Annotated in this window: 10 protein-coding genes; 6 read left to right on the top strand and 4 right to left on the bottom strand. The window is 41.6% G+C overall.

Annotation, left to right across the window (positions count from 1 at the left end):
* Positions 1–36: 36 nt before the first annotated feature.
* Both H6G18_RS04395 and H6G18_RS04390 read left to right on the top strand, forming a co-directional pair.
* Positions 37–1,617, top strand: coding sequence for a CHAT domain-containing protein (locus H6G18_RS04395; RefSeq protein ID WP_190405871.1), 1,581 nt, complete (start codon positions 37–39; stop codon positions 1,615–1,617).
* Positions 1,618–2,069: 452 nt separating this feature from the next.
* On the top strand, positions 2,070–2,717 hold the full coding sequence (locus H6G18_RS04390) for a hypothetical protein (RefSeq protein WP_190405870.1): 648 nt from the start codon (positions 2,070–2,072) through the stop codon (positions 2,715–2,717).
* Between the two features lie 214 nt (positions 2,718–2,931).
* Here H6G18_RS04390 and H6G18_RS04385 read toward each other — a convergent pair whose 3' ends face one another.
* On the bottom strand, positions 2,932–4,266 hold the full coding sequence (locus H6G18_RS04385; protein ID WP_190405869.1) for a PrsW family glutamic-type intramembrane protease: 1,335 nt from the start codon (positions 4,264–4,266) through the stop codon (positions 2,932–2,934).
* A 1,025-nt stretch (positions 4,267–5,291) separates the two neighbouring features.
* Between H6G18_RS04385 and H6G18_RS04380 the strand changes: the two genes are divergently transcribed.
* Positions 5,292–5,702, top strand: coding sequence for a hypothetical protein (locus H6G18_RS04380; protein ID WP_190405868.1), 411 nt, complete (start codon positions 5,292–5,294; stop codon positions 5,700–5,702).
* Positions 5,703–5,716: 14 nt separating this feature from the next.
* Here H6G18_RS04380 and H6G18_RS24580 read toward each other — a convergent pair whose 3' ends face one another.
* Positions 5,717–5,893: a hypothetical protein gene (locus tag H6G18_RS24580; RefSeq protein ID WP_206757207.1), complete on the bottom strand. Its 177-nt coding sequence runs from the start codon at positions 5,891–5,893 to the stop codon at positions 5,717–5,719.
* Positions 5,894–6,043: 150 nt separating this feature from the next.
* Positions 6,044–8,086 (bottom strand): elongation factor G, encoded by a 2,043-nt coding sequence (locus tag H6G18_RS04375; protein ID WP_190405867.1) that lies wholly within the window; start codon positions 8,084–8,086, stop codon positions 6,044–6,046.
* A gap of 266 nt (positions 8,087–8,352) precedes the next feature.
* Here H6G18_RS04375 and H6G18_RS04370 point away from each other — a divergent pair, with 266 nt between their 5' ends.
* Positions 8,353–9,300 carry a tetratricopeptide repeat protein gene (locus H6G18_RS04370; RefSeq protein ID WP_190405866.1) on the top strand — a complete coding sequence of 316 codons (948 nt, stop codon included), beginning with the start codon at positions 8,353–8,355 and terminating at the stop codon, positions 9,298–9,300.
* A gap of 64 nt (positions 9,301–9,364) precedes the next feature.
* Positions 9,365–9,919, top strand: a complete 555-nt coding sequence (locus tag H6G18_RS04365; RefSeq protein ID WP_190405865.1) for a phosphate-starvation-inducible PsiE family protein — start codon at positions 9,365–9,367, stop codon at positions 9,917–9,919.
* 47 nt (positions 9,920–9,966) lie between these two features.
* On the opposite strand, the gene hemB is transcribed toward H6G18_RS04365, so the two are convergent.
* A complete protein-coding gene (hemB, locus tag H6G18_RS04360; protein ID WP_190405864.1) occupies positions 9,967–10,947 on the bottom strand; it encodes a porphobilinogen synthase in 981 nt (326 codons plus the stop codon).
* A gap of 636 nt (positions 10,948–11,583) precedes the next feature.
* Between hemB and prfC the strand changes: the two genes are divergently transcribed.
* On the top strand, positions 11,584–13,212 hold the full coding sequence (gene prfC / locus H6G18_RS04355; RefSeq protein ID WP_190405863.1) for a peptide chain release factor 3: 1,629 nt from the start codon (positions 11,584–11,586) through the stop codon (positions 13,210–13,212).
* Positions 13,213–13,217 lie beyond the last annotated feature (5 nt).

The raw sequence follows: 13,217 nt of genomic DNA, 5'->3' as shown, positions 1-13,217 counted from the left end.
ATTTTGAATTGTTTATACCTCGTAGTGTCCTAATCCATGCCCTCCCTGAATCTGGCGATCGCCCGTCTCATCAACACTGGCAAAGATAGTTTCGCCATTTGGGTGGTCAAGGCTCCCTATCCCAGTGGCTATGTTCTGCGTGACTGTACTTGGCCGGCTGAACTCAATCAAGTTTGGCAAGAATGGCAGCAAATGTTTGCTGGTCATAGCGGTATTAACATTTCTTCAGACACAAACCCTCTGTTAAAAAATTCAGTTCCGGGGAATTTAGTCCCACTACCCTCCAGCCAAACCACTGGTTATGGTAGTCGTCTCATGCAATATTTGGGGATGAATTTATGGCGTTGGATCTTTGAGGGCCAAATCCTGGGGAGTCTGGAACGTAGCCGTGGTATCGCTATGGGTCAGCATACACGTCTGCGCTTTCGTCTAGAAATTCGTGATCCAGATTTAATTGCCTTACCTTGGGAAATTATGCAACGGGAACCCGGTCAGCCGGCGGTGTCCCTCTCCCCAGATGTGTTATTTAGCCGCACTACGAGTGAAGTTGAAGCTCTACCATATTTACGCATCGACCAAGCTTTAAAAGTGCTTCTGGTTCTCGGACACGATCAAGACCTGCAACTGCAAACAGAAGCCGCTATCCTAGAAAAAACCTTGTTAAATGGTGGTCAGGTGAGTAGTCATGCTCAGGGTTACGCACCCTGTACAGTTAAAACCCTTATCCAGCCAACACCCCAACAATTGATTCAAGAGTTAGAAACTAGAGCATACAATGTTTTTTTCTACGCTGGTCACGGTCTACCAGGCCCAGACGGCGGATTACTATTTTTGCGCCCAGGAATGAGCCTCAATGGCATAGAATTAGCCCAAGTTTTAACCCGCAGTGCTTTAAAGTTAGCAGTGTTTAACGCCTGTTGGGGAGCGCAACCAGCAGCCGTGAATCATCAGGCTATCCCGGCTAGTAGTCTGGCAGAAGTTTTAATTCGTCATGGTGTACCCGCAGTTTTGGCAATGCGGGATGAAATAGCTGACCATGAAAGCCATAGTTTTATTCAAGCTTTTGCAGAAGCGTTGCGATCGCGTAAGCCAATCGATGAAGCAGTGGCAGAAGCTAGGCAAGAACTGCTAACACTATATAAGTACAATCAACCTGCTTGGACTTTACCCGTTCTCTACCTACATCCAGACTTTGATGGTGAACTCATCAAAAGTTTTGATGAAAGTGTGACGGAAATGCCAGATACTACTATTCCTAACTCTAATTCTCCGATCCCGATCGCTTCATTGCGATCGCTCTCCCCCGGAGGGCGCAGTTGGTTTTTACGGGTTGGTGTTACTCGCATCGGTCGTACAAAAGATAATGATATCGTCATTCCTGAACCTTCAGTTTCTAAACGACACGCGGAAATTTTATGTCGGAATACTTTTACCGGCACAACTCAAGCCCGCATCTATTATCTCCAAGATTTTTCTACTTATGGCACCACTTGGTTTTTTGGCCCCAATGGTTGGCAACAACTCCTGCGGGAAGAAATTCCGTTAAAATCGGGTATGCAATTAAAGTTTGGTAGTTCTAGAGGTGAAATTTGGGAATTTATTGTTGAAGATTCTTAAATGGGGAATGAAAAATGGGGAATGGAGATTTTCAGGCTCTTTTTGTGGGCTTTGAGCCGTAGGATTCTAGCTGAGGAAAATACTAAATTCTAAATCAGAAAAATATTTAAAAGTAATTCTCCTCATAGTCCCTTTATTCTCCCCGTTATATATTTGAGTTAGGGATTTTCTTTTAAAAATCTCTATCCACAAGGGAATGGAGACTTTATCAGTTTTCAGTTGCATTCATGTAGCTTGTCCCCTTGGCACAGAGATATTTTCAAACTGCCCACATAGGGACGGGGAATTAAACTAGATCCAAAATCACTGACAATTAGCAACTGACAACTCACATACACAGTGTAGTAAATGGCTGATTTGAAGATTATAAAAAAACGATTTTTTTGCGGAAATGTCAATCTGACTGCTGTAGCTGTCAATGTCAACTAAATTAATTTATCAGGAGGCAATCAATGACTCATAAAATTAACGGTTCAGACGCTTGCCATTCTGTAGTATCTCAAATGGAATTAGATTTATTAGCAGCTTTGTTAGAACCAGAGGATGCAGCTTATCCTTGGAATCCTACTGATGATGAATCAGAAACATATTTTGATGAGCTAGAACGACAATTTGCTATCCAAGATGTTTTAGATGAAGAACTCACAACCAGAGCGCAAGTTTTTTACGATAAACTAGACAGTCTGTGGTCTGGGGTCACTAACTCTTCATACTACAATTGTAATACAGTATTGCCAGTTATAGATCATCTTCAAGAAAATTTACATACAGCTTTTGCGGCTGGTGTCCCTCAAGGTTGGCTGGACGCCATAGCCACCAAGGCGGCAGAAATCTTTGCTTCTCAAAAATCTCTGGGTGAGCAACTAGTAGAATGTGTACAAAGTGTATTACCTACATGGGCAGCAGATGACTTGTCAATCTTAGCTCGTCCCTATGCCTATGCTATGCGGAGTAGTGAAGGTCAAGATTTAGCATCTGTAATTGACAACGTTAATAATCAGGATTGGATTAATTTATCAGAAGTTGAGCAGGCAAAGGCGAGTGTAGCGATCGCTTACTACGCTATCAGACAACTCAATGATTCTCAAACTGAATCTTAATTTCTGTAGCTTTGTTATGTATTTTGACCTTGATTTGACTCCTGTTAACAGCAAGTTTGCTCACAGGTGAAGCTCTTGTGGGAAATTTTTGATTCTTCCGGATTACTTTTTAGACGTAAAAAAGCCATCATAATCTAACTATAAGCTGATGAAAAAATTGGCACAATCTACCCCAAGAGAGAAAAAATAATCTCTCTGCACTATTTTCCACTCTCTATTTAGGATCGAGAAAACGAGTAGCAAAATTTTGCGATCGCGTTGGTGATAATGCTCTAGCCTTGAGAATTGCAGCCATCAAGAAAGCGTAAGATAATACCCCAACAACAACTAATAGTAAATTATTGCTGTGTCCGGCTGTATTCCATAAAGCGTGGAGTGCGGCGGCGCTGAGGTAGCCAACTGCCAAAATTTGTTTAGCATGACGGGGTTTGAGAGCAGCTAACCCAATAAAATATCCCAAATAACCACTATAAGCCATGTGTCCAGCTGGCAGACCCAAAATTCTAGCAATCAAGACTTGTAACCCAACATCTGTACCCGCTTGTAAGGACGCGGCTGGTACATATTGACCGAGAGTTTCCAATAAAGTAAAGCCCACAGCCGAAGCTGTTCCTAAAAGAATCCCATCCAAAGGTTCCCAAATACCGATACGCTCCCGCCAAGGTGATGGTAGTCCTAAGGCAATGAGATAAGCCGCTAATATAGGTAAGGCTTTGAGTAATTCTTCCATCAACCCAGCGCCAAAAAAGTACCCCACAAATAACTCTGTGAGGCTGTTGACTGGTTCATCTACTGCTGGTACATCACCAGGAAGAATCACACGAAAAATGTAAATAAATAAATTTAATAAGGGACTGAGTAAGATTAACGTTGTTGTCAAAGCTGCACTGACTAACACCCACCAGGGTTTAGGTTTGCCGCACAGTTGGTAAATAAAATAGTAAGCAGCCAAGGCGATGTAAGTTGCGACGATGACTTGATTGGCTTGTGGTCTACCTACTGTGGCAAACATCAGCACCACAAATACTACTGTCAGCATTCCTGGGACAAGGTAAGCTTTCCGGGTCAAATCCTTACCCGTAGAAATGATAGGGAAAAGCTGAGTGAAGCTGACCGAATCTGGTTTTTGGGGGTTTTTGGCTGAAGGTAGGGGTGCAACTTGGTTGGTGATAATCGTAGGTTGGGGAGCGACTGCATACTCAAATAGGAATTGTGGCCCATCAGCACCCAAAGAAATGCGATCGCCTGCGTGTAACTCCTGACACCCATACAAGCGTTGACCATTTAAATAAGTACCATTGGCACTATTTAAATCACAAAGTACCCAACTAAATTTGCTATCTACGGATGAAGCGACGGGACGAACCACAGCATGACGACGGGATACCATCCGATACATCATGGCATCTAAGACAACTTGGCAGCTGGGGTCACGTCCAATTACCACTTCTTTACTGGTAAGCGAGTAGCGAGATTCTGACCCAAATGCTGCTCCATTACCAGACACTAGCCGCAGAAAAGCATTATATCTTGCGTTTTTGCCTGTCATCGAGTAGGTCTTTCCAAACTAATTCATAAAATACCTTGGCATTCGGAGTTAACCTCAGCCACACTAACAGCAGCATTGCTAAATACACTATAGCTTTACTTTCTGCGAATAAATTTAAAATTCACTCATGGAAAATTTAAAATTATTTCTCCTAATTGTGACAAGTATTCTCACTACGAAAAGTATTTTTTGTACCTTATTTATTAGATGTATCAATCCTGGAAATTCTGCCATTAATTAAAAGTATAGCTAGTGAACAAATATTTAGTAACATTGAACCACATTAATAGGGTTTCCTGTTTGAGTAAGGTACATTTCGTTAGGTTTGGGGACTAGTACTGCAAAGCGGAATACATTCAGGGTAGGCTTACGCCTGCTCAAGGAAAGCAAGCTACAAAGTTCAGAATTCAGAATTCAAAATGAATACGGTGTAAACTTTTCATTGATTTTTAATGATTGCTACACTTCTGCCATGCTGTACTAATCCCTAACTTCTGATAGTGATTAACTCTTAAAGCGATCGCATAAATAGATTGATTCAGTATTACTTACTTAATTTTTTTCCTTAAGTAAGCGTATAAATTTTAGCTTTACAAGTGGTATCTTTTCATCTGAACGTATTCTTAAGTTGAATATTCTATGTAATATTACGGTAAAAAGAGAATGTATGAATTTATCAATTTTACTAAATACATGAAGCTACAGAGGATTTAGATGAAGATTTCACCATGATCAATTACTTAATTCAGTAATGACGAATACATTTACAGCAGTTACACTGTACTTTCAAAGAGATTACAGATAGGTAAAGAGCTGAAGTTGTAAGACGCAAACTTTTTGCAAAGGCTAGAGTTCAGTAGTCCACCCAGAATAACCGTAGTGTTCCCACTACGGTTATTTTATTTTGAGAATAATAATTTTTTTTAACTATTGTATCGTGAATTTAACAATTTCCAGTGATATTACCGCGCCAAAAAATAATTTTTATGAATACAAAGAAAATATAGTTATTCAATTTATATCTGATGTTTTTAAAACGATTTAGTGGTCTGATAGTCATCGCCTCGTTGTCATTGGGTGGGATAGCGATCATCTACGGTGGGCGGAACGCCATCGCCGAAACAAAGAATAATAATTTTTATATTCAAGTAGGCGCGGATAGTCGTGGTTTTCCAATTGCTTTAGATTTGGCATCTATAAATGGCACTAATTACACTCTTGTCCAGCAACATGGTAACGGTATAGCGAAGAGAACACTTCATGCAGCCTGTAGTCAAGGTAGATTATTCTCTAAAAGATTTTCACTTTATGCCTCCAACGGTAAATTAACTAGTGAAGATAAAATCGAAGAGGAAATTTTTCCTAAGCCTAAAACTGCTGATGCTGCCTCTATGGAAATTGTTTGTCGAGTAGCAAGCGATCGCAAAAATAATTAATCGTTGATTTTTAACTATAAATCCCCTACTTTTTGGAGAAGTCGGGGATTAAATATTTGAAACTTTTGTATTATTTCATCAGTCTGATTATTCATCTTATATGAAAAACTACCAATGTCTTCTACTAGTTTAGAGCATTCCGGGTTTGCCTGATTTAACACATCCAACACAGCTAATTGAGCTTGGTTCACAGTTAATTACAGCTTCTCTATTATTAGTATTTTTAGTCATAGCATTGAAGAAATTTACTAACCCATCAAAAGGTTAGTTGTGAAAAAAATTGGAGTGATAAATATTACCACTCCAAGATTCTGAATAGAGGAGACATTTGTTAACTGATACTACTTGCCATTGCCGTTATTACCATTACCGTTACTAGCAAGTACACGTTCAGCAAGCTTTTCTGGGACTTCTTGTAGGTGGTCATATTCCCAATGGAAAGAACCAACGCCGAGAGTGAGCGATCGCAGCTCTACAATAAAGTTCTGCATCTCGGCTTGTGGCAAGTAAGCAGAAACATTATCCCAACCTTGCCAATCATGTCTGCCTTCGTAGCCCAAAATCTGCCCCCGTCTACCACTCAACAGTTGCAGTACCTTAGAGGTAAATTCACTTGGTGTTGTCACTTCCACCCGCAAAATCGGTTCTAATAAGGTAGGCTGGGCTTGGGGAATGCCAGTTTGCATTGCTAAACGGGCAGCTTGTTTAAAGGCTTGTTCCGAACTATCAACGGTGTGATAGGAACCATTTGTTAGTGTCACTGCTACATCCACAATTGGGAAGCCCAAAGGCCCGTGTACTAGAAATTCCCGTACACCCATTTCTACGCCAGGAATATATTGTCTAGGCACTACACCACCAACAATAGTTTCTTTAAAGTTGAAGCCTTCACCACGTGGTAAGGGTTTGATATCAAGGAACACATCACCAAACTGTCCATGACCCCCGCTTTGATGTTTATAGCGTCCATGAACTGAGGTGACTGATTTACGGATGGTTTCTTTATAAGGTACTTGTGGCAGGTGGGTAGACATCGGCAAGTTATATTTGCGGCGTAGTCTATCAAGGGCAACTTGCAAATGAATCTCACCTTGTCCCCAAAGGATAACTTCGTGGGTGTCGCCGTGTTGTTCCCAAGCTAAAGATGGGTCTTCTTCTAATAGTTTGGTGATGGCACTACTGAGTTTTACTTCATCGTTGCGCTTTTCAGGTGTGATGGCAAGGGCATAAACTGGTTCCATCTGTTCGACTTTGGCTAATTCCATCGGCCGTTCTGTGGAGATGGTATCCCCGGTTTTAACTCCTTCCAAACGGCTGAGGGCAACAATTTCACCTGCGCCAACTTCGTTCACCGACTGCTGTTGTTGTCCCATGAGGCGATAAATTCCCCCAGCACGCACGCCGTTGAGGACAATACCATCGGTGAGTTTGCCTTGCCAAACCCGCACTAGGGAAAGTTTGCCACCTTGGGGAGTGTAATAGGTTTTTAATACCTGGGCTAAAGGTGTATTACTGGCTTTACCTTTGAGGCGACGGGCTGCTGTGGTTTCTGGTTCTGGTGCTTCCCGTAGTAAAGCTTCTAATAAAGGTCTCACACCATAATCTTGTTCCGCTACACCAAAGAAGACGGGGACTACTAAATCTGCCCCTAATTCCATTTTTAAATCTTTGAGGATTTCTTCTGGTGGTGGTTCAATATCTTCTAAAAGTTCTTCCAATAAGTGGTCATCAAAATTTGCTAAGGCTTCGAGCATTTCTGCCCGTGCGGTATGTTCTTCTTGTTTGAGATTTTCAGGGAAGGGAATGGGGTCAGCTGGTGCGCCGGGATGGTATTGATAGGCTTGTTCGCTCACCATGTCGATAAAGCCAGTAAGTTGTTCCCCTGCCATGATGGGGAATTGGTGGGCTACTAAGGGACGGCTAGAAACTGCTTTGAGGGCGTGTAATGTTTCCAGGACATGAATGTTTGCCCGATCCATTTTATTAACGAAGACAAGATGAGGAATTTCCCAATCGTCTAGGAATTTAAATAGAGGAGCAAGGGTGAGGACTCTTTCACGTATTGGTTCGCAAACTACAATTGCCGCATCAACTCCCATTAAAGCGTTATATGTTTCTTGAGCAAATTCCACGCTACCCGGACAGTCTATAAAAGTAAAACGAATATCGTTATACTCAGCACTGGCGGTACTGATTTCTACACTCATCTGGCGATCGCGCGATTCTGCTGCACTATCCCCAACTGTGTTACTATCCTTAACGCTGCCTTTGCGAGAAATCGTTCCTGTGACAAATAATAAGCTTTCTAGTAGTGTTGTTTTTCCACTTAAATAAGGGCCGACAATGGCAACATTCCGCGAACCTAATCTGACTTTTTCGCTCATAAAACCTCCCTTGCGGTAAGTCTCAATACCGCATTGCCCTGTTTTTTCAGAGATGAATAATCCAAGAAATATCCTCTCTTTAATTTGTCATTATCCTTCCTTTAACCAATGCTGAGAAAAATTGTAGCCTCTCGTAAGATTTACCTTAAGAAAGGTTAAGCGATACAAACTTTAATGCAGAATCTAAAATTTTTGTTAAAACGTAATTTTTTACGTCAGTTTATTTGAAGTAAAGATCACGAAAACTGTTGTGAGTTAGTCAATCAATGAGATTATCATTCTATAAATATCGGATACCAGCATTGCTGAGTTTGATATTACTAGGTGAAAGCTTGACACCTGTCAATGCAAGTATTCCTATAATCCCAGATTCCCAGATGAAACTGTTAGCACAATATAGTTTGCCTACTTCCACAACCTTATTAAATCAGGGATTACAAGCAATTCAGGCGGGGAGAGTAGAAGATGCGATCGCTGCTTTTCAATCCGCTTCCCAGTTAGATCCTAACTTAGCCGCCGCCCACTACAATCTTGGTTTAGCACTGCGACAAACCGGAAAGTTGCAACCAGCCGCCGACGCATTTTATCGCGCTACTCAAAGCGATCCTAAGTTTGCTTTAGCCTTTGCTAATTTAGGCGGCTCATTATTGGAAGGTAATAATTTACAACAAGCTAACGACTATTTACAACGGGCTTTAGAACTAGATCCAAAACTAGGTTTTGCTCATTATAATTTGGGTTTAGTCAGACAACAGCAACAAAATTGGGAAGGCGCGATCGCTTCTTTTAATAAAGCAGTAGAATATAGTAAAAATGCCCCTGAACCTCACTATCATTTAGGAATTTCTTATCTGCAACAAGGTAAATTAAATGAAGCCCAACGTGCGTTTAATCAAGCGATAAAAATCAATCCTAAATATTCAGAAGCTCATTATAATCTTGGTGTTGTCTGGTTTCAACAAGGCAAACCCCAGGAAGCATTAGCAGCCTTCAGGAAGTCAGCCGAAGCTAATCCTAATTATCCCCATGCTTATTACGGTGCAGGGTTAGTTTTTACCCAATTAGGGCAATATAGCGAAGGGGCAAAAGTATTTAATCATGCCAAGAATTTATATAGTACCCAAGGTAATCCCCAATGGGCAAAAAATGCCGAACAATTGTTACAACAAGTACAAAATTTAAATTCTCAACCACGCGGAGGTAAGAATAATTAACCTACGGTAAAAATGAGATATGGGGTGAATTAATTATTGTCGTCTCCAACTAACCCCTATCCACATGAACAAGAAACTCAAAAAACGTGCCAAGAGTAGATTTTTATTTTGCGATCGCTGGTTAGATCGTCATGCTATTGTTAGGCAGATGGAAGCATTTCAAGATTTATTAGTCATAGTCTTATGCTTAGTTTTATTCGTCGTCATGCTAATACAGTTGTGGGGTATATTTATGGCACTTACTCAGCCACTCAACTATAAAGTAGTCACGGCAAAAATACTCTTCATCTTGATTTTGGTGGAATTATTTAGACTATTAATGGTCTACTTGCAAGAACATAGCATTTCTGTAGGTGTAGCCGTAGAAGTAGCCATCGTATCAGTACTACGAGAAGTTGTTGTTCACGGCGTACTAGATATCTCTGCAATTCAAACAGCCGCAATTTGCGGTTTGTTATTTATCTTGAGTATCTTACTGTTAGTTTGCGCCAAAACACCACACATGGATTGTATGAGTGCAAACACAAAACTCTGCCCAATTTTTTCCCAAGGAAAAAGAGAACAAGAAGCCGAGTTTGAGTATTCCCGTAACTGTGGCGAAAATCAATCTCACGCCTAAACACGAAAAACCCTATATTTCCGCGCCTCTGCGTGAGATAGCCTACCCTACGATAACCAACGCGCCGTATCTTTAGCGTGATAAGTTAAAATTAAATCCGCACCAGCACGCTTGAACCCAGTTAAGGTTTCCATCACCACACGCTGTTCATCAATCCAACCATTCAACGCCGCAGCTTTCACCATAGAATACTCACCAGACACGTTGTAAGCAGCCACAGGTAAATTACTAGCTTCCTTCACCCGCCAAATAATGTCCATGTAAGCCAAAGCTGGCTTAACCATCAACATATCAGCGCCTTCGGCAATATCCAATTCAATCTCTTTGATAGCTTCACGGGAGTTACCTGGGTCCATTTGGTAAGTTCTTCTATCTCCAAATTGCGGTGTAGAATCTGCCGCATCCCTAAATGGACCATAATAAGCCGAAGCATACTTAGCAGCATAGGACAAAATCGGCGTGTCTTGAAATCCTGCTTCATCCAAACCAGTCCGAATAGCGGCTACAAAGCCATCCATCATTCCAGAAGGCGCGATAATATCCGCACCAGCTTTAGCTTGAGATACGGCCGTTTTCTTCAGCAATTCTAGGGTGGGGTCATTCAGGACTCGACCAGTCAAATCACCAACTTGCAAATAACCACAATGACCGTGACTTGTGTACTCACATAAACAAGTATCCGCAATTACAATCAAATCTGGTACTGCTGCTTTTACCGCAGTCGCAGCTTTCTGGACAATACCACAATTATGCCAAGCACCTGTAGCATCCGTATCTTTATCTGCCGGAATACCAAACAGAATAATTGCCGGAATACCTAAATCGTATACTTCTTTTGCTTCTTCAACAATCTTATCTACCGACAGTTGGTAAACACCAGGCATAGATTTGACTTCGTTGGCTATCCCTTCCCCTGGTACAGCAAACAAAGGGTAGATTAAATCATTGGTAGTTAATACAGTTTCACGAACCATCCGGCGCAATTGAGGATGGGTACGCAAACGGCGAGGGCGGTGTGTTGGAAACATAAACTTTTATCAAGAATAACAATGGAATAGACACAAAACAAAGCGTCACAGAAGTCTGACGAAACTCCGTTGTTGTGGGACAGACTACAGACAGTGCTTAACTGTCCTTTGCCCTACTCTGCTTCAAGTTGTGGGGCAATTTTGTATTTTACCTCGCTGTTGCGTATCAGTTGACAGTGGCAAAAGCAACAACTGAACGCTGGCAAAGTCATCCCTAAGAGATGCTACGGGAACATTTCCTATTAAGAGTGAGTTTTCCAGGATTGGTAGGCATCTGTTGCCAAGCTTCTAAATTTGCTTTATTAAAAATTGGGACAGTTGAGATTTAGGTAAATACTCAATCATCTATTCCTAAAATCTCAATTTTTGGGAAATATTTATAATAATTAATGTGTAGAGAATAGAAATAAATTTTTCTCTACTTCTCTGTACCTCTGTGCCTCCGTGGTTAATAAAATCACTTTTTAAACACAACGACACAAAAAGGTAATGTATTCTAAATTTGCTAAAAACCGTAGAATATTTTGAATTTCCTTCTATGACCCTATCACGAGCATCGTTGTTTTAAGATTAAAAGACTCGCTAAAGTAGAAAAAAATTAAGTTAAGTTACGCAACAAGGAAGTCAATACAATTTATGTCAACTGAAATACAGACGGAACTCCACCAAGCAGTTGAGCTTCGCCGCAATTTTGCCATTATCTCTCACCCTGACGCTGGTAAAACCACGCTGACAGAAAAATTACTCTTGTACGGGGGTGCTATTCACGAAGCTGGTGCGGTAAAAGCCCGTAGAGCGCAACGGAAGGCAACTTCAGACTGGATGGCAATGGAACAACAACGGGGTATTTCCATCACATCTACAGTATTACAGTTTGAATACCAAGATTGCCAAATTAATTTACTTGATACCCCAGGACACCAAGATTTTAGTGAAGATACTTATCGCACCCTGGCGGCGGCTGATAATGCGGTGATGTTAATTGACGTGGCTAAAGGTTTGGAACCGCAAACACGGAAATTATTTGAAGTGTGTAAACTAAGAGGCTTACCAATCTTCACATTTGTTAACAAACTCGACCGTCCAGGTAGGGAACCACTAGAACTATTAGACGAGATTGAGAAAGAATTGGGTCTACAAACCTACGCCGTCAACTGGCCGATTGGCATGGGCGATCGCTTTAAGGGAGTATTTGATCGTCACAAGCAACAAATCCACCTGTTTGAACGTAGCGCCCACGGTAGCAAGGAAGCCCGTGATACAACCCTAGAATTGGGCGACCCCAGAATTGAAGAACTATTAGAACAAGATTTGTACTACCAATTCAAGAATGATTTAGAACTTTTAGAAGGTGTCGGCCCGGAACTAGACTTAGATTTGGTGCATCAAGGAAAGATGACACCTGTTTTCTTTGGTAGCGCCATGACGAACTTTGGGGTAGAGTTATTCCTAAAGTACTTCCTAGACTATGCCCTGAAACCAGGTATTCACATCAGCAGCGTCGGTGAAGTACCTCCCACATACCCAGAGTTTTCCGGTTTTGTCTTCAAACTGCAAGCCAACATGGACCCTAAGCACAGAGATCGCGTCGCTTTTATCCGGGTCTGCACTGGTAAGTTTGAAAAAGATATGACAGTTAATCATGCCCGGACTGGCAAAATTGTGCGCCTGTCTCGCCCACAAAAACTGTTTGCCCAAGAACGGGAATCGATTGATGTAGCTTATCCAGGTGATGTGATCGGGTTGAATAATCCAGGTGTTTTTGCGATCGGCGATACAATTTACACGGGGCAGAAGCTGGAATATGAAGGAATTCCGTATTTTTCACCAGAATTATTTGCGACTCTCCGCAACCCAAACCCCTCGAAATTTAAGCAATTTCAGAAAGGCATCTCCGAATTGCGCGAAGAGGGTGCAGTGCAAATTATGTACTCAAGCGATGAAGCCAAGCGCGACCCAATTATGGCAGCTGTGGGTCAGTTGCAATTCGAGGTGGTGCAGTTTCGCTTACAAAACGAGTATGGTGTAGAAACCATTCTGGAACTATTACCCTACAGCGTCGCCCGTTGGGTCGAAGGTGGTTGGGAAGCTTTGAACAAGGTGGGACGTATATTTAACACCACCACAGTCAAAGACAGCATGAACCGTCCAGTTTTACTGTTCCGCAATGAGTGGAACTGTCAACAGTTACAGGGAGATCATCCAGAGTTAAAACTAAGCGCGATCGCCCCAGTTTTTTCTAGCCAACCAACAGTAGAACAATAATTCAA

Source organism: Anabaena subtropica FACHB-260 (assembly GCF_014697105.1).
In the GTDB taxonomy this organism is placed as follows: Bacteria; Cyanobacteriota; Cyanobacteriia; order Cyanobacteriales; family Nostocaceae; genus Trichormus; species Trichormus subtropicus.
This window is presented reverse-complemented; position numbering and strand designations above follow the sequence as displayed.